Below are 17,814 nucleotides of genomic sequence, written 5' to 3' on the forward strand. Positions count from 1 at the left end.
ATTAAAAGAGATACAGCCGAATCTATACGAAACTTGCTACACATAAACATATTCCGACGTTCGCATGCGCACATGCTTCGTCGCCGACGGAATTCACAACGGTCTGTTGAAATTTGTTTCACCACAGAGTGATTGATCGATCAACTGACAGGTGACCAGGGCCGTAAACCGGATGTCCAGTATTCGAATTGTCCGAAATAACGAGCGGAATGTTCCTCGTCACATCCCGCACCGAAGCAGTTGCGCGGAGCCTCGGGCCGCGTTCTACTTGCCTTGACTAATCATCTGTCACTCTCGGTTACAAACATCCGCCCCGTTCACGATCCCCACCTTTCGCCATCTCGAGAGATCAGGTTTCCCAATGGAATTCACGGAACTTGCCGACTATCCCCTACCTCCAGGGACCGTCACCGAGTGGACTCCCGCCGCGGTGAATCCGCCCGAGCTGTGGCCTGTCGACCAGCGTCCCGCCAGCTACATACACGAGGCACACTTGAAACATGCCGAGCAGGCGAAACGGCAGGTGCACCATCAGACCGACGTGTGCACTCCGTCGTGGCTGGGCACCTCGTTTCGCATCCACGACCGACTCGACCGAAGGACCTGGGCGGCCGCTCTCGATCACTGGATCGATCGCCACGAAGTGCTCCGAACACACGTCGCCGTGGAGGGCGAAACGATAGTCCGACGCACCGCGGCGTCTGGAGACGTTCGGATTCTGGGCGCCGAGGTCGGACACCTTGCGTCCTCGATGTCTGTCTTCACGCATCTGCAGCAACTGCTCGACCGATCGACCGATCCACTTGTCTGGCCTGCGTATCAGTTCGCGACGATCGAAGGCCCCAACCACTTCACCGTGGTTTTTGCCGCTGATCATGCTCTGCTGGACGGATATTCGGTGGCGTTGACCGCGCACGAACTGCAGACGATCTACCGATCGTTGAGCGAGGGAAGCCCTCCCTCGCCGCCGGAGACCGGAAGCTACATCGACTTCGGCACCAAGGAACGAGATCTCGTGGGACACGCGGACCGCTCTCACCCGGCAGTGCAGACGTGGCGCGAGTTCTACGCGCAGGGCGAGGCTCCGTACTTTCCAGCGCTACCCGAACCGGTCACCGGACGCCGAGTCCCTCAGCAGAGCCTGTCCGCCTGGCTTCTGAGCGCCCGGGGAGCCGAACGCCTGGCAGAAGCGAGCAAGCGCAGCAACCAAGGATTCCTGGCCGCGATACTCGCGTGCGCGGCCAAGGTGACCGGCGATCTCACCGGTGCAGACGAATTCCGCGTCGTCGTGCCGCAACACACCCGTTCGGAGCTTCGATGGGCCGCGTCGCTGGGATGGTTCATCGGTGTTGTGCCGGTGAGGATTCCGATTGCCCCCGCCGCAACCGTGAGCGATCTGGCCAAGGTTGCCGGCACGGAGATACGGCGCGTCCGCCCCGCCGCGGCACTGCCGTATTCGAAAGTGTGCGAGCTGATCGACTCCCCGCAGCACCTGCCGTTCGTGCTCTCGTACATGGACGTTCGTCACGTTCCTGGTGCCGAGCAATGGACGAGCTGGCAGACCAGGGGCCTTCGTAGTCGAGATCATTCGGGAACCGACGTCTACATCTGGCTCACGCGGACTCCCGAAGGGCTGAATCTGGCCATACGCCACCCGGGCAACGCGCGCACGAGCCGCCACATCCATCAGTTCGCGGGACTCCTACGCCGCGAAATGGAGGACTTTGCCTTCTCGACCGACACTTTCGCACCTCCGACCAACACCGCCGTACCGATCAATACCGCTGCACCGATCGAGGAGAACTCTCATGGAAATGACACCCATCGATCTCTGGGCACCGAAAGCCGGGACGCTCACCGAGTTCAGGCCTACTGAACAATCCCTGGCGGCGGCATCCGGGGCACCGCGGAGCGACCAACCGCTCTCGTTCCTACAGGAAGGACACATTCGTACCGCCGATCACAAGCGCGCACAAGGCGTCGACTGGTCACCGTGGATCGGATTCACGTTCACTCTGCCCGGTGATCTCGATCGGGAGGCACTGCGTCGGGCGGTCCAGGCGTTTGTCCTGCGGCACAACACACTGCACAGTTGGTTCGAGGTGAGATCATCCGAAGATCCCGACGGTAGCGGGGTCATCGACCGTCACGTGGTGGATGCGTCGACGATCGAACTCACGCCGCACAGCGTCGGTTCTCTGAACACGACAGATGCGGTTCGCGAGCATGTGAGCCGAAGTTTCGCCGGCGATACCAGCCCATTGCAATGGCCCTCGTTCATCAGTGGCGTCGTCGAGCACGGCGCCGGCTTCACCGTCTACTACGGCGTCGATCACTCGCACACCGACGGCCTGTCGTTGATGCTGGGCGTCGAAGAACTTCGTGCGCTGTACATCGCCGAAAGCGCCGGCATCGAGGCTCAACTTCCCTCTCCCGGCAGCTACGTCGAGTACAGCGGCGAGGAACGGACATCCGCGGGGAACCTCGACCTGGCCGCAGCGCCTGTGCAGCAGTGGATTTCGATTCTCGCCGCCAACGCCGGCCAACTCCCGACGTTCCCCCTCGACCTCGGTGTCGCGCGGGGCGAACAGGCCCGGTCGACCCGCACACACATCGACGTTCTCGACAGCGACGAGTCAGCCGCGTTCGCAGCGCTGTGCAAGTCCAATGGCGTCGGCTTCTCCACGGGGATCTTCGCAGCCCTCGCCCTCACCGAGATCGAAGTTGCGGATCGAGCGAACTACTTCGCGCTCAACGCAGTCGGCACTCGCTCCGATCCGAGATACCTCTATTCCCAAGGCTGGTTCATCAATCTCGTCCCGGTCTCGTTCACGCTGAGCGGTGTCACGAACTTTACCGATGCACTCCCCCTTGCCCACGCTGCTCGCGCTGCGGTGAAGGGACTCGCGGACGTGTCCATTCACTCGGTGATCGCCCAGGTGTCGAAGTTGACCGGATCCGACATCGGTGGAACCTCGGTCCCGCCGATGGTGTCGTACATCGACATGCGCCTGATTCCAGGTGCCGAGCACCATGACGAACTCGAGGCGCGGGCACTGGGTGGGCCAGGAACGACGGGTGATCTGTCGATGTGGATCAACCGGAAGGAAGACCGTACGTACGTGATGGTCAGTTTTCCGGACACCGAGCAGGCGCACACATCGGTGAATCGGTACCTACGACACCTTCGCAACGTCCTGAGAACGGTCGCTGATACCGGCGACTACCGTGTCGTGCGTCAGGCGGATGCACGTCAGGAAGTGGAGACCGCCTGATGCACATCACGTTTCTCGACAGGTTCGAGGCACGGCCGGGCCGCATTCTGCAGTGGACGCCGAGCGAAATCTCCACCGGAACGACGTATCCGGTTCCCCCGACCTCCAATCAGCAGCTGCATCTTGCCGGCAGCCGCGGCGATACGACTTGGCTCGCTGCCACTTTCGACGTTCCCGGCCCCATCGACACGGACGCACTCAAGGCCAGCTTCGAGGAATGGACGTCCCGTCACGACGCCCTGTCGTGCTCGTTCTCCCAGGCCGAAGAATCGGGTGAATCCTCGGCACTGTTCGTCGACGTCGCCGACGTCGGCGATCTGCGCCTGCGTGAGGAAACAGTGGCTGACGCGAGAACACCGGAGCAGGTGCGAGAACTCTTGGGCGAGCGCTTGGATCGATGGTGCAATCCTTTCGCGTTTCCCGCGTACTTTCTCGGTGCCATCACCCGCGAGGACCAGTCGACAGTGGTCTGCGGGTTCGACCATGCCATCTGCGACGGCTGGTCCATGAGCATCGCAATTACCGAGATCAGCACTCTGTATCGCGAATACACGCGGGCGGACCGTGATCCGATCGCGTCTGATCTCCTTCCGGAGCCCGGGAGTTTCCTCAACTACTGCTTCCGGGAATCGGCAACCGCGGATCCAGAGCCCGGCGACCACCGGATTGCGGGTTGGCGGTCCTTCCTCCGAGCATGCGGGGGTGACACTCCCCATTTTCCCGTAGATCTGGGACTGCCCGCCGGGGCGATGTCGCCCCAGGGCACAGACACCCGAATGCTCCTCGACGCCGACGAAGCAGAGCTGTTCGACCAGAACTGCGCCGATCATCGACACTCCTCGTTCGGTGCAATTCTTGCGTCGATCGGTTTGGCCACAACACAATTGACCGGCAAGAGGGACACGCACCTACTGTTCCCTGTTCACACGCGTCGGGAACCGCGACACAACCACACCTTCGGATGGCTGGTAGCCAATGCGCCCATCACCGTGACGAGCATGGACAATCTTCACAGCACTGCCCGGGCAGTCAATCTCGCTTTCCACGAGTCACTTTCACTGTCGTCCGTGTCGTCGAGGCAGGTTTTGCGGAGCTTGGGGCCCGAGGTTTCGCCCACTCGCAGAGACATCTTCTCGGTGTCCTACGCCGACTACCGAACCATGCCCGGTGGATCTCGCCCCCGTAAATCAAAGTCCAGCGAATCACAGCCTGCGCCGATCAATCCGCAGCAACTCAGTCGCGTCTCGAACGCCGACGACGTTCAGTTCTGGTTCTCACGAACTCACGACGGATTGGCAGTGCGGACCAGGTTTCCTGCGCCCGCTACCCGGACAGTGCACACCTTCCTCTCGCATGTCTCCGAGATCCTGTCGACGCCGTAGACGAACGGCCGCCTATCCGTAGATCTATTTGACACTTCTTTGTTGTGCACAACTTAACTGTGCGCTACAGTTGTTCTCGTGACCAACCCACTCGCCCTCGAACGCCAGGTCTGCTTCGCCCTCTATTCGGCGTCGCGGGCCACGACGGCCGCGTACCGGGCGATGCTCGACGACCTGGGAATCACGTATCCCCAGTACCTCGTCCTGTTGACACTCTGGGAACGAGACGGCCGCGGGGTGCGTGAGATCTGTGAGGCACTCGATCTCGATACCGGAACTCTGTCGCCGCTGCTCAAGAGGCTCGAGGGTCTGGGATTCATCGAGCGCCGACGCCTCACCACCGACGAGCGTCGCGTCGAGATTCACCTGACCGAGGCGGGTTCCACCTTGCGTAGCAAGGCCGAGGACATCCCGGCCAAGCTCGCAGGCGCCACTGGTCTGAGTAACGACGAACTCACCGAACTCCGAGACGTTCTCACTCGTCTCGGTGAGTCACTTCAAGCATCCAACGCCCACTCCGACGGAAAGAAGAAGTCATGAACATCGTCTACACCGCAGAAGCACTTGCCACCGGCGAAGGCCGCAACGGTCACGCTCGCACCTCGGACGGACGCCTCGATCTCGGCCTCGCCATTCCCAAGGAAATGGGTGGCAGCGGCGAAGGCACCAACCCCGAGCAGCTCTTTGCCGCCGGATACGCAGCATGCTTCCACTCCGCTCTGCAGATGGTCGCCCGTGCCGAGAAGGCCAACGTGGCTGATTCCGCAGTCGGCGCGCGGGTCGGCATCGGCCCCAACGGTGCAGGAGGCTTCGGACTCGCTGTGACGCTGGAGGTTTCACTCCCCCATCTACCCCATGATCAGGCCGTCGAGCTGACGGAGAAGGCACACCAGGTGTGCCCGTACTCCAATGCAACTCGCGGCAACATCGAGGTCACCCTCGAAGTAAGTAAGGACGACGAATGAGCACTACCACTGTCAGCCGGGAAATCCGTCTCGCTTCACGCCCGAACGGTTGGCCCACGTCGGAGAACTTCGCCACCGCCGAAGTAGAACTCCCCGAACTCGAAGACGGCCAGATCCTGGTCCGCAACATCGCCATCTCCGTCGACCCGTACATGCGCGGCCGAATGAACGACGTGAAGTCCTACCTTCCGCCGTTCCAGGTCGGTGCGCCGCTCGACGGTGGTGCCGTCGGCGAGGTCGTCGAATCCAAGTCGGCTGATCGCGCCGTGGGCGACGTCGTCGTCCACGGCCTCGGATGGCGTGAATACGCCATCCTCGACGGATCCGCAGTGACTCCGGCCGACACGTCCATCGCGCCGGCGACGGCCTACCTGGGTGCCCTCGGCATGACTGGCCTCACCGCGTATGCCGGCCTCACCGCGGTTGCGGAGTTCAAGGAAGGCGATACCGTATTCGTCTCCGGCGCAGCAGGTGCCGTCGGATCGCTCGTCGGTCAGATCGCCAAGTTGCTCGGAGCGAAGCGAGTAATCGGTAGCGCCGGTTCACCGGCGAAGGTTGCCCGACTTCTCGAACTCGGATTCGATGCGGCATTCGACTACCACGACGGCCCGATCACCGAACTACTCGCCGCTGCCGCCCCTGACGGCATCGACGTGTACTTCGACAACGTCGGTGGCGAGCATCTCGAAGCCGCAATCGATGCCATGAACCAGGGTGGCCGGATTGCCCTGTGCGGAGCCATCGCTCAGTACAACACCACCGAGAAGCCCACCGCTCCCCACAACCTGGCACTGGTGATCGGCAAGCAGCTCACACTGCGCGGATTCCTCGTGGGCGGCTACCGTCACCTCGGTGGCGAATTCCGCACCCACATGGCAGGGTGGCTCGCCGACAACAAGATTCAGTGGGACGAGACCATCGTCGAAGGTCTGGAGAATGCACCGCAAGCGTTCATCGACCTGATGCGCGGCGCGAACACCGGCAAGATGGTTGTCACGCTGTAACCCGAACAACATCTAGCTCGAACGGATATGAAAGTGGCCGCGAACTTCTCGAAGTTCGCGGCCACCTTCATATCTGAATCAAATCCCGAACGAGACTCCGGTCAACTTCTCCGACAGTGTCCACAAACCCGAGGCTGTCTTCGTATCGTGTGACTTCTTGTTCGACCCCACGACCTTCGGATACCCTCGCTGCTCGAACGGACCGTCCGGTCCGATGTAACTGCCGCCGAAGGCATCCGGCGCGGTTGCCGCCCACAGTTCGGGAAGGGCGCCCATCTCCGCGGACTGCGCGAAGATCGAATTGCCGATTCCCATCAGCTTGTCCTGGATCGACTCGGTGTGCCCCTGCAGGTTCGTCGACGCGTATCCCGGATGCGAAGCGAGCGCTTTGAGCGAAGATCCCGACGCCGCGAACCTGCGTTGAAGTTCGTACGTGAACAACAGATTGGCAAGCTTGGACTGCCCGTAGGCCAACCATCGGTTGTACTTCCGACGCTCGAAATTGAGATCGTCCAGATCGACAGTTCCGAGCTGATGCAGGGCACTGGACATCGTCACGACACGATCGGTGAGCTTGTCCTTCAGCAATCCGGTCAATGCGAAGTGTCCGAGATGGTTTGTGCCGATCTGCATTTCGAATCCGTCGACCGTCCGGCGGAACGGAACCGCCATCACGCCGGCGTTGTTCACCAGGACGTCGACCTTCTCCGTTGCGTCGGCGAAGGCTCGTACCGACGACAGATCCGAGAGGTCCAATTTGCGGACAACCGCGTTGGGCCCGATCTCGGCGGCTACGGCGTCGGCCTTCGTGGTGTCACGACAGGCGAGGACGACGTCGGCCCCGGCTTTGCCCAGCGCTCGTGCGACTACCTCACCCAGTCCGCTGTTCGCCCCCGTGACGACAAATGTGCGGCCGGTCTGATCGACTACGTCTTCTGCGGTCCATTTGGTCATGCTTTCCAGCGTACGTGCCTTACTCGCTGGTAGGGAGGGGTCGCTTTCCGTCATCGCCTGCGCTTGGCGCGGATGGGCTTGGCGCCCGGCAGCGGCGGTGCAGCCACTCTGGGCGACGGGGGCGCGGTCATTCCGGGAGTCGGCGACGATTCGGCTTCCTTCTGCTCCGCAGCGATGCGTCCGTACACAAAATGCTGTTGTCCCAGCGTCCAGCAGTTGTTACTCACGAAATACAGCAGGATCGCCACAGGCGCGAACGCACCGAAAGCGATCACCCCCACCGGAAACACCCACAATGCGAGCTTGTTCATGATCGCTGTTTGAGGGTTGACGGTTCCGGTGTCCACTTGGCGCGCGATGGATGCCCGCGATGTGAAATGTGTAGCGACGGCGGCAAATATCATCAGCGGTACAGCTACCAGAATGATGGAGATACGGCTGACGTCGCCGAATGCTTCCAGTTGTGCTGCCGGGCTCGAAATCATGGCGGACAACGGTGCGCCGAACAGTTTGGCGTCGAGAAAAGACTGCACGTCCGAGGCACTGAAGAAGTAGTTGGCCGTGTTCGCGTTGTCCGCCACCGACATCGGTTCGGTCGGGCTCAGAAACGGGACGTGCGATGCCGCTCCGGTCCGATTGAACGATCGCAGGACGTGATAAAGACCAATGAACACCGGTGCCTGAACCAGCATCGGCAGACAGCCGAGCAACGGACTGTAATTATGTTCTTTCTGCAGCTTGGCCATCTCTACAGTGAGTTTCTGCCGGTCACCCGAATACTTCTTCTGCAACGCCTTGATCTGAGGTTGCAGCTTCTGCATCACCAGTTGAGTGCGGACCTGCTTGACGAAGGGTTTGAACAGCAGGGCTTTGAGCGTGAAGACGAGAAATACGACCGACAACGCCCACACGACGCCGTTGTCGGGTGATCCGGAGACCAGTGAGAAGACCTTGTGCCAGAACCAGAGGATTCCGGACACGGGGTAGTAGACAAAATCGAGCATGACGAATGAACCTCACCGAAAGGCACGCTCAGAGAGATGAGAGCGCGGGAATTGTCGTGGACGCAAGACGTCTGACCGACCTACGACGAGTTCACACCCGCCGACTGCCGATCTACAGACCGATTCCCGGAGCTCGAGGTTGCGGACGACCGGGCGCGTCCGGGCTGCTCTGCCTGCGGAAAGCACCACGCAGGCAGCGTTCGTCATCAGACGGGCCAGTGGCCGAAACCGCGCACAGTTGCAGAAGTTCGTACTTCGAGGAAGTTGCGAGCGCAGCGACCACGAAGACGGCAATCGCAGTTCCCAGCACCGCGGCGCTACCCGAGGAACCAAGCGGAGGCACTGCGAGAAGAGCGATGAACGGCAGCAGAAGCAGCAACAGTGACCGTGTCACCGTTCCTGTGCTCCGCTGTTGCATGACTGCGAGAGTACAGAACGTCCGCCGAATCCAGCCAGACGCTTGCCTCACGTACTTGTTCGCGCAGCCATTTGTGCGCAGGATCGTGGTCCATCCGACCGTGCCACTGTTGAGCGTTCGGCGCTCCCGCTGCGAATCGCCTGACCGGAGCCGGGGTGAGGCCGGCCGCCGTGCCCTCCTTGATTCGGATCACGAAAGTCCGTCGAAGTTCTCGCGATCGATCAACAGGCCTTGCACCCACAATGCCGCTCGAAACAGGTATGCACCCCGTCCAACTGACCGATGCGAACACGTCGAGGCGCAACCAGGCTGAGTGTCGCAAGCCGAAGCCCGATCACACCCAGCTGGACACCTGCTTCGGGACGCATCGACGCAAAGGCAACACAAGAAATGTCGCACCACCGATTCACCGACCCCCGCACGAAGAAGCATGCACTCGGAAGAGCGCTTGTCGTCGGCGTTCTTTCCCTGACAACCCTTGCCGTGAGTATCGACACCGCGAACGCTCAGGCCCCCGTGCTTCGGGACTGGAACATCGCCGCAGTTTCCGTCGACACGAATCCGGCGAAGGTGTCAGCTTTCGCTTCCTCGGATACAGGCCGCGTATTGGCAGCCGCAGAGTCCAAGATCGGCGCTCCGTACGTCTGGGGCGCGACCGGGCCGGACTCGTTCGACTGCTCCGGTCTCGTTCAATGGGCCTATGCACAAGCGGGCGTTTCGATTCCGCGAACCAGCTACGACCAGGCGGTTGGCGGCACTCCAGTTTCCCGGGACGATCTACAGCCGGGTGACGTGGTCCTGTACTACGGCGGGGAGCATGTGGGGATCTACGCCGGAGGCGGTGAGATCGTTCACGCCCCGACGTCCGGGGAGTCAGTCGAACGCGCACCCGTGGACTCGATGCCGTACTACCTCGCCCGACGTTACTGACATGAATCCCGCAAGCTCGATGAAACAGCGTGTATCGCGGCGATATTCGAATCGCTCGTCGCGAGCCGAACGATTGACACTCCCCCATTGCGCGGAATGTGATGTCATCCTCTCGCCCGCGAGCGCGGTCTGCGCCAGGTGCCGTGGGGCGCGGTTGGACGTGACGCGGTGTTGCGGAGACGGCACTGTCGTGTCCTGGCGAACGGTTCACGGCGACCCCTCGACCGTTCTCGCCATCGTGGAATTGGACGAGGGGCCGTGGCTGTACACTTTCCTCACCGAATCCCCTCGCGCGGATGCGCCTGGACCGCTAAGAGTGTCGTTTCAGGGGCGTGAAGAAGGTAAGCGCTACCCGCTGTTCTGCTTGTGCGGCGACGACCGTGGTGAACTGCTATCGGACGTCAACTCCGGCCTGCTGAGCCATTGACCTCACGCGAGTCACGCTCCTGCGCGGTCGAGACGTACCACGCTGCGATCTGCGCTCTGGAACTGAATCCCAGTTTTGTCAGTACGTGTTCCACGTGTCCCTGAGCGGTGCGCAGCGAGATTACCAAGTGCTCCGCAATCGCGCGATTGGTCAACCCTTGGGCAACCAGTTCCGCAACTTGCTGCTCACGAGGAGTGAGGTGAGGCCCTTCAGCCGACGACGCAGTAGTGACACTGGAGCGCTTGTCGAGCGCATATGCGACAGCTTCACCCTCGGACATCGCAAACCCGCTGCGAAACGACTTGTCGAAAGCATCGTCACCCATGGCTTTGCGAGCAGTCTCTGCAGCAGTGTCGTGATGAGCTGACAAACCCGGCAGGCCCGCCAGCCGTCCCCCGACCTTCTGCCAATACATGGCTGCCGCGCCGAGCAGAACCGCTGCATGCTTCCAATCACATTGCGCTGCAGCAATCCACGCCAACGGCTCGATACACCACGCCGAGTTCATCGGGGCATCGAGAATTCTCAGACTTCGAGTCAAATAGTCACTTGCGGCATCCAATTCACCTCGGAGCCAGCTCACGAGCCCGAGAGTTCCCAGCGCAAATGCCTGGAACATCATCTCGTCGGCGGGCACGGTGATCGCGAGAATCTCTTCGTTGCACTCCACAGAGCGATCAAGAGCGCCGGACAGGAAGTACGCGACTCCCAAGGTGTCCAGGCCGATCACAACATGCAGCAGATTCTTGTCGAGTCGAAACAGCGTCAACGCGGATTCCAGCTTGGCTGTAGCGGTATCGAAGTTACCTCTGAAGGTATCGACGTATCCGTCTCCCCACGTCGCCAAGCCGCGCGAGCGCACATCCGCCAAGTCGTTTGCCAGGCGCCAACTCTCGTCGACCAACTCTTCTGCCCGTTCGAGCTCCCCCTGCATCGCGTGATTCACGGCGTCGATGGCCAAGACATCCACTCGGAACGGATCCAGCTCTCGATCCTCTGCATTCAAGGCTCGATCCGTCCAGTAACGCGCCTGCACAAGTAATCCACCTGCAAGCCAGAATCTGTACAACGCACCGACCATTCGCGTTGCAGATCGCGCCTCTCCGGCAGTGGAAATCGAGTACTCCAACGCATCGTTGACGTTGCGCTGTTCACGACCGAGCCTTGCGATCCAGGCAGCTTGCCGGCCACTGATCCACTCGGCTTCCGCATGAACGACCAGTGCCTCGAACCAATCACGATGGCTTCGACGCAGAGCGGAATACTCACCGGCGGACTCCAACTTTTCATGTCCGTACTCGCGGAGTAGGTCGAGGAGGTGGTACCGAACATCCCCGTCGGTTTCCTCACGAATCAGGATGGACTTCTCGACCAACGCGGTGACGAGATCGAGCACTTCGGTCGAATTCATGTCCTGCCCACACACGCCCTCAGCGGCATCGAGATCGAACCCACCCGAGAACACCGACAACCTCCCCCACAACTGCTGTTCGGTTGGCGAGCAGAGGTCGTAACTCCAATCGATCGACAATCGCAGCGTCTGTTGACGACTCGGAACGTCGCGTCCACCCGTTGTAAGAAGTCGGTATCGATCCGAGAGCCTGTTCATGATCTGCTCAGCAGACATACCACGCAGGCGAGCTGCCGCCAGTTCGATCGGAAGTGGGAGTCCATCCAAGTCGTGACAGATATGCGCAACGGCGCGCTTGTTCTCCTCGGTGAGGGTGAAACCAGGTACGACGGAAGCCGCACGCTCGGTGAACAACGACACCGATTCGTACTGGGCAATTCCCTCGAATTCGGGCGGCTGTTGCTGCGGTGTGGTGAGTGAGGGAACGCGCATCGTCACCTCACCGCCCAGGCCCAGCGATTCGCGGCTCGTCGCCAGGATCTTGACGCCGGCACATCGCCGTAGGATCGCGCCTACGAACACAGCGACGGCATCGACCAGATGTTCACAGTTGTCGAGCACCAACAGCAGACTCCGATCGGCGCAGTAGTCGATCAATGCCTGCAGCGGGTCCGCCGACGAGACCGACCGGACACCAAGGGTCACGGCGACATGATCTTCGAGGAGATCCGAATCTGTCTGCTCCCCCAGTTCCACCAACCAGGCACCATCTCGAAACACCCGTTGCAACGCGCCCGCAAGTCGGATCGCGAGCCGTGTCTTGCCCACGCCACCGATCCCGGTGAGTGTCAACAAACGGGACGTCTCGAACAATCTCCTGGCGTCGGCCAACTCACGCCGGCGACCGACGAAACTCGTCAGCTCCAAGGGCAGGTTGCCGACAACTCGCTGGTCGGCTTCTGAGCGCACAGCGGATGCCATCGACCGACTCGCTTTCTGCCATACCACTACACAACAACGCTACCCCCACGATCGGCCTCCCGAGCAGCACTCACGCGAGCATGTGATCGGAGCCCACTTGTTCTCCCCCGAGTGCGAGATGCACGACGGCCACACCGGTGTCACGCAGACGAAACAACGTATTCCTACTCTGGCAGACAGACGAAGGGAGAGCGACATGCCGCCGCGCCGTAGATCGGTACTGCTGACGCAACTGGTAATCGATGCTCCCGGAAGTCCACAACAAACGATCCTCGACGAACTGCGGCGAGTGATTCTGTCGGGTTCGGCGCCTCCGGGTACCCCGATTCCTCTCGGCGACGTGGCTGATGTGTTCGGTGTCAGTCGAATACCTGTGCGGGAATCACTGAAAACACTGGTCGGAGAGTCCTTGGTCGACCATCGACATCAATTCGGCTACACCGTTGCTCAGCTGACGCCGGCAGAACTGCGAGAGATGTACATCGTCCGCGAAACTCTCGAATCAGCTGCATTGGCCGTCGCCGTCGAGCAGGCAACCGAAGAGGATCACGAACACGCCGTCGAGGTGAACTCCCGTTTGGAGATCGCATTGCGCTACGACGACTCTCAGTCCTATCACTGCGAGAGCCGAAACTTTCATCTCGCACTGACCCGACCGTCTCAGATGCTTCGACTGCTGCACATGTTCGAAGCTGCCTGGAACATCACCGAACCAGTACAGCCGATGGTCCATGTTGCCGGCGTCGATCGCCGGGTTCTGCACTCGGATCACACCGCGATGCTGGACGCATTCCTGCGTCGGGACGCATCCGCACTTCTGAGCGCTTCCGAAATCCATCATCGCCGACTCGATACCGTGATCGCGACTCTACCGACAGACACCGGTCTATTGGCCGAAAAAGATATACCGATCACGCAATAGTCGTGCAACACAGCATCGATACCTTTCTCTCAACACAGTTTTCATCACTGACGCTGAGAGCTCGTGGCACCGTCCGCTGATTTCCTGCACTGACGCACAGGAGCTGTCATGACCGACATTCTTCCGTCCCGAACGACCACTACCCCCACTCCCCCAAAGGAAACCGGATCGGGTGACCTTGTCGAAGCCGCGGGTCACCCTGTCGGAAGCGGCCTGATCAAGCCGGGCTACGACCCTCGTTTGACCAACGAGGACTTGGCGCCGCTTCGCAAGCAGACCTGGTCGTCGTACAACATCTTCGCCTTCTGGATGTCCGACGTACACAGCGTCGGCGGATATGTCACTGCCGGTAGTCTTTTCGCACTGGGATTGGCCAGCTGGCAAGTACTCGTCGCCCTGCTGGTCGGTATCACGATCGTCTACTTCTTCTGCAATCTCGTCGCCAAGCCCAGCCAAGTTACCGGCGTGCCGTATCCGGTGATCTGCCGCAGCGTGTTCGGCGTCCTCGGCGCGAACATCCCGGCAATCATTCGTGGCCTGATTGCCGTGGCTTGGTATGGAATTCAAACCTTCCTCGCTTCAGCAGCCCTCGATGTCGTACTGATCAAACTCTTTCCGTCACTCGCGCCCTATGCCGTCGTCGAAGACTACGGATTCGCCGGACTCTCCGCACTGGGCTGGGGAAGTTTCATGCTCCTGTGGGTACTTCAGGCCTGTGTCTTCTGGCGAGGCATGGAATCGATCCGCCGCTTCATCGACTTCTGCGGGCCGGCTGTGTATGTCGTGATGTTCATGCTGTGCGGCTACCTGATCTACAAGGCAGGCTGGAGCGCCATCGATCTCACGCTCGGCGACGTCAAGTACTCGGGTTTCGACGCCGTGCCGGTCATGCTCGGTGCGATCGCTCTGGTTGTCTCGTACTTCTCCGGACCGATGCTCAACTTCGGCGACTTCTCCCGCTACGGAAAGTCGTTCACTGCCGTCAAGAAGGGCAACTTCCTCGGTTTGCCGTTGAACTTCCTCGTATTCTCGGTGTTGGTCGTCGTCACTGCATCGTTGACGCTGCCGGTGTACGGCGAACTGATCACCGATCCCGTTGCGACCGTTGCACGAATCGACAGCACCTTCGCCATCGTTCTCGGCGCACTCACCTTCACCATCGCCACGATCGGCATCAACATCGTGGCCAACTTCATTTCCCCGGCCTTCGACTTCTCCAACGTGAGTCCGCAGAAGATCAGCTGGCGCGCCGGCGGAATGATCGCAGCGATCGGCTCGATCCTCATCACGCCGTGGAACTTGTACAACAATCCGGACGTCATTCACTACACACTCGAAACCCTCGGAGCCTTCATCGGTCCGCTGTTCGGAATTCTGATTGCCGACTACTACCTCGTGCGCAAGCAGAAGGTGATCGTCGACGAACTGTTCAGCATGTCGCCGACCGGAACCTACTGGTACAGCAAGGGATACAACCCTGCTGCAGTGATCGCCACCGTGGTGGGAGCCGTCGTCGCGATGGTCCCGGTCCTGGGCAAGGACCTCACCGGGATGTACACCGCAGCGCAGTACAGCTGGTTCATCGGTTGTGGGCTCGGATTCACCGTCTATTACCTACTCGCCGCGCGCTCTTCCTCAGCTGTCCGGAATGTTTCCTCTCCCGACACTGTGACGGTCGACTGATCGTCATGAGAATCAAGGTGATCAACCCCAACACCACGTGGGCGATGACCGCCAAGATCGAGGAATGTGCCCGGACCGTCGCAGGCTCGGGCACATTCGTCGAGGCCGTCAGCCCTGCCATGGGTCCCGCGTCGATCGAAAGCCACTACGACGAAGTTCTCAGCGTCCCCGGAATCCTGACCGAGATCGCCGCCGGAGAAAAGAACGAAGTCGACGGCTACGTCATCGCTTGCTTCGGTGACCCAGGTCTTGATGCAGCCCGAGAGTTGGCCAAGGGCCCCGTCGTAGCTGTTGCCGAAGCGGCAATGAACTACGCAAGTTTCCTGGGTCGCGGATTCAGCATCGTGACCACTCTCGGTCGAACCCGCGGCCGCGCCGCCGATCTGGTGGACCGGTACGGCATGCAGGCTCGGTGCCGAGGTATCCACTCCTGCGAGATTCCGGTTCTGGAACTCGATCGTGATCCCGACGCGCGAAAGGTGATCTTGGAAGCCTGTTTCGACGCATTGGAGCAAGACGACTCGGACGTCCTCGTGCTGGGTTGCGCCGGCATGGCGGACCTGTGCCAGGACTTGTCCGACGAACTGGGTGTCCCGGTAGTCGACGGCGTTGCCGCTGGGGTCACGATGGTTCAGTCGTTGGTCACCCTCGGACTGTCGACCAGTTCGCGCGGCGAGTTCGCACGGCCACTTCCCAAGAACTACACCGGTACACTGACACCGTTCTCGCTGTGAGCGTGCCTGAGCGAGAGTCGAACACCTGTCACCAGCAGCGCCAGGATCGCGAACAATACTCCAGCCCAGACTAATTGGCGGGTTTCGAAATGCGCGAGAAACAGTCCACCGACCGCAGTGCCGAGCGTGATCCCCAGGTTGGAGAACGAGATGAAAAGGCTGTTGCCGAATTCAGGCGCGTCGACTGCGTCTCGCCCCATCCAGCTCTGCGAAACCACCAGTCCACCGGAATGCACTACACCCCAAACCAACACGGCTACAACCATCGCGCCGAAGTACGGGCCCGCCAGATAGAGCATCACGTAGACGACGATGTACAGCAAGGGAAAAGCCACAACCGTGCGCACCACCCCCTTGGCGAGCAGAGCCCCGAAGACGAAGTTGCCGAAGATCATCACGACACCGAAAGCCAAGAGCATCGCGCTGATCCACGATCCGCTCATGCCGGTCACTTCGCCGAGGTATTCGGCAAAGTATCCGTACACCGAGAACATGGCTGCGAAGACGAAGGTGACGGAAAGAATGGTCAACCACACGCGCGGCCGGCGAAGTATCCCGACCTGTGCACCGTACGACAGGCGTTGTGTCACAGGAGCCGAGGGCAGAAGTACGACAATCCCGAGAAACGCGAGAACGTTGACCACGGCGCCGAACACGAATGCTGTCGACACCGAAAAGTTCTCGGCCAAATAGGACGTCAAGGGCACGCCGAACGCGAATCCGACTGTGACGCCTGCAAATACCTTGGTCACCGCGGCGGTCGCCTGTTCCGGCGATACCAGACGAACCGCACTTGCAAGCGCGACAGCGAAGAAGACCGGATGAACCACGGCGGGGATGATCCGAAATGCAAACATCACCTCGAAACTCGATGTGGTCGCATACACCACATTGGAGACCGCAAAGACTGCAATCGCTACCAACAGAACGGTTCTCCTGTTGATTCCCGAGGTGATCAGCGTTGTGAACGGACCGGTCACCGCCACGACGAGTGCAAACACACCGACCAACCATCCGGCAGTCGACGCGGTGATACCGAACTTTTCGCTGATCTGAGGCAGAACCCCGATAATGCCCATCTCCGTAGTGATGATTCCGAATACACCCAACGCCAGAACCGGTATCAACAATTTCGACTTCACGACACACTCCTCACTACTACGTCACACGAGACAGTTACATATCTAGATATGTAGATATATTTGGTTGAACAAACCGGCCGACGAGGGCAATTCGGCCGCTACAGCTTTTCGCGAACGAATTCCCTGAACTCGCCGATCACGGATTCGTTTCGTCGGTAATACGTCCACTTCCCGATGCGCTCGGACTCGAGCAGACCCACATCTTTCATGCCCTGCAGGTACCCCGAGATCACCGACTGGGCAAGTCCCGATCGCCCCTGGATGTCACCGACACAGACTCCGATGTGAAACCCGAGATCCTGCTGCGTATACGAGTCCTCGTCGAAATACTTCGCCGGGTGCGCGAGCCACTCCATGATCTGCAGGCGAGTCGGATTGGACAGCGCCTTGAAGATCGCCAAAGCATCCATGGACCACACCCCTCTGCACGACAACCGGAACGCATCTACTTTTGTGGATATGTTTGGCGAAGTCAAGCCCGATCCGGACCGAAAGCCGTCTGCGTCACATCTGCGCATTCGAAGTGAGCTGTGACACTTACGTTTCGACGACCTGCGGAAATCTCAGCGCCGACTTTCTATCTGTGACGACTTGTTTATAGTTATCGCCAACAACGAATTGCCGGAAGTTTCCGGTTCACCT

The 17,814-nt window shown here is 60.3% G+C and carries 17 protein-coding genes; 11 read left to right on the forward strand and 6 right to left on the reverse strand.

All coding sequences use genetic code 11. The features are described 5' to 3' along the window. The first annotated feature begins 361 nt into the window (after window positions 1–361). The 6 genes from EHW12_RS23540 (at window position 362) to EHW12_RS23565 (ending at window position 6,626) form a co-directional block, all read left to right on the forward strand. Window positions 362–1,876, forward strand: coding sequence for a condensation domain-containing protein (locus EHW12_RS23540; RefSeq protein WP_058037780.1), 1,515 nt, complete (start codon window positions 362–364; stop codon window positions 1,874–1,876). Next, window positions 1,809–3,275 (forward strand): condensation domain-containing protein, encoded by a 1,467-nt coding sequence (locus tag EHW12_RS23545; protein ID WP_058037779.1) that lies wholly within the window; start codon window positions 1,809–1,811, stop codon window positions 3,273–3,275. Before EHW12_RS23540 ends, EHW12_RS23545 begins: the two co-directional genes overlap by 68 nt. Beyond that, window positions 3,275–4,657, forward strand: a complete 1,383-nt coding sequence (locus tag EHW12_RS23550) for a condensation domain-containing protein (RefSeq protein ID WP_050654765.1) — start codon at window positions 3,275–3,277, stop codon at window positions 4,655–4,657. Before EHW12_RS23545 ends, EHW12_RS23550 begins: the two co-directional genes overlap by 1 nt. Before the next feature lie 78 nt (window positions 4,658–4,735). Then, on the forward strand, window positions 4,736–5,197 hold the full coding sequence (locus EHW12_RS23555; protein ID WP_003940568.1) for a MarR family transcriptional regulator: 462 nt from the start codon (window positions 4,736–4,738) through the stop codon (window positions 5,195–5,197). Further along, window positions 5,194–5,622: an organic hydroperoxide resistance protein gene (locus EHW12_RS23560; RefSeq protein WP_003939720.1), complete on the forward strand. Its 429-nt coding sequence runs from the start codon at window positions 5,194–5,196 to the stop codon at window positions 5,620–5,622. Before EHW12_RS23555 ends, EHW12_RS23560 begins: the two co-directional genes overlap by 4 nt. Next, window positions 5,619–6,626 (forward strand): zinc-binding dehydrogenase, encoded by a 1,008-nt coding sequence (locus EHW12_RS23565; protein WP_019745038.1) that lies wholly within the window; start codon window positions 5,619–5,621, stop codon window positions 6,624–6,626. The genes EHW12_RS23560 and EHW12_RS23565 overlap by 4 nt, the downstream gene beginning before the upstream one ends. Window positions 6,627–6,704: 78 nt before the next feature. Here the strand turns inward: EHW12_RS23565 and EHW12_RS23570 are convergent, their stop codons facing one another. The 3 genes from EHW12_RS23570 to EHW12_RS23580 all read right to left on the reverse strand — a co-directional run bounded on the left by EHW12_RS23570 (window position 6,705) and on the right by EHW12_RS23580 (window position 8,978). After that, window positions 6,705–7,580: an oxidoreductase gene (locus tag EHW12_RS23570; protein ID WP_030535283.1), complete on the reverse strand. Its 876-nt coding sequence runs from the start codon at window positions 7,578–7,580 to the stop codon at window positions 6,705–6,707. A 50-nt stretch (window positions 7,581–7,630) separates the two neighbouring features. After that, window positions 7,631–8,584, reverse strand: a complete 954-nt coding sequence (gene yidC, locus EHW12_RS23575) for a membrane protein insertase YidC (RefSeq protein ID WP_003939695.1) — start codon at window positions 8,582–8,584, stop codon at window positions 7,631–7,633. Window positions 8,585–8,696: 112 nt separating this feature from the next. Then, the gene (locus EHW12_RS23580) at window positions 8,697–8,978 is read right to left on the reverse strand and encodes a DUF6412 domain-containing protein (protein ID WP_003939922.1); all 282 of its coding nucleotides are present in this window, start codon (window positions 8,976–8,978) and stop codon (window positions 8,697–8,699) included. 306 nt (window positions 8,979–9,284) lie between these two features. Between EHW12_RS23580 and EHW12_RS23590 the strand changes: the two genes are divergently transcribed. Together EHW12_RS23590 and EHW12_RS23595 are read left to right on the forward strand one after the other, a co-directional pair. Beyond that, entirely contained in the window at window positions 9,285–9,932 is a 648-nt protein-coding gene (locus EHW12_RS23590; protein ID WP_231916226.1) for a C40 family peptidase, read from the forward strand. 190 nt (window positions 9,933–10,122) lie between these two features. Further along, complete coding sequence (locus EHW12_RS23595) at window positions 10,123–10,359, forward strand: hypothetical protein (RefSeq protein WP_082901004.1); 237 nt, start codon at window positions 10,123–10,125, stop codon at window positions 10,357–10,359. Here the strand turns inward: EHW12_RS23595 and EHW12_RS23600 are convergent. After that, window positions 10,334–12,691: a LuxR C-terminal-related transcriptional regulator gene (locus tag EHW12_RS23600; RefSeq protein WP_125051894.1), complete on the reverse strand. Its 2,358-nt coding sequence runs from the start codon at window positions 12,689–12,691 to the stop codon at window positions 10,334–10,336. The two genes, EHW12_RS23595 and EHW12_RS23600, sit on opposite strands and share 26 nt — an antisense overlap. Window positions 12,692–12,887: 196 nt before the next feature. Here EHW12_RS23600 and EHW12_RS23605 point away from each other — a divergent pair, with 196 nt between their 5' ends. The 3 genes from EHW12_RS23605 (at window position 12,888) to EHW12_RS23615 (ending at window position 16,030) form a co-directional block, all read left to right on the forward strand. Continuing rightward, window positions 12,888–13,613: a GntR family transcriptional regulator gene (locus EHW12_RS23605; RefSeq protein WP_042451513.1), complete on the forward strand. Its 726-nt coding sequence runs from the start codon at window positions 12,888–12,890 to the stop codon at window positions 13,611–13,613. Between the two features lie 108 nt (window positions 13,614–13,721). Continuing rightward, on the forward strand, window positions 13,722–15,296 hold the full coding sequence (locus tag EHW12_RS23610) for an NCS1 family nucleobase:cation symporter-1 (RefSeq protein ID WP_125051895.1): 1,575 nt from the start codon (window positions 13,722–13,724) through the stop codon (window positions 15,294–15,296). A gap of 5 nt (window positions 15,297–15,301) precedes the next feature. Further along, window positions 15,302–16,030 carry an aspartate/glutamate racemase family protein gene (locus EHW12_RS23615; RefSeq protein ID WP_003940161.1) on the forward strand — a complete coding sequence of 243 codons (729 nt, stop codon included), beginning with the start codon at window positions 15,302–15,304 and terminating at the stop codon, window positions 16,028–16,030. On the opposite strand, the gene EHW12_RS23620 is transcribed toward EHW12_RS23615, so the two are convergent. Together EHW12_RS23620 and EHW12_RS23625 are read right to left on the reverse strand one after the other, a co-directional pair. Then, a complete protein-coding gene (locus EHW12_RS23620; RefSeq protein ID WP_003939751.1) occupies window positions 15,997–17,172 on the reverse strand; it encodes an MFS transporter in 1,176 nt (391 codons plus the stop codon). The two genes, EHW12_RS23615 and EHW12_RS23620, sit on opposite strands and share 34 nt — an antisense overlap. Window positions 17,173–17,270: 98 nt before the next feature. Continuing rightward, window positions 17,271–17,582, reverse strand: a complete 312-nt coding sequence (locus tag EHW12_RS23625) for a metalloregulator ArsR/SmtB family transcription factor (RefSeq protein WP_007733929.1) — start codon at window positions 17,580–17,582, stop codon at window positions 17,271–17,273. Window positions 17,583–17,814: the final 232 nt, after the last annotated feature.

Origin of the sequence: Rhodococcus sp. NJ-530, from assembly GCF_003860625.1 — a bacterium.
GTDB classification, from domain to species: domain Bacteria; phylum Actinomycetota; class Actinomycetes; order Mycobacteriales; family Mycobacteriaceae; genus Rhodococcus_F; species Rhodococcus_F qingshengii.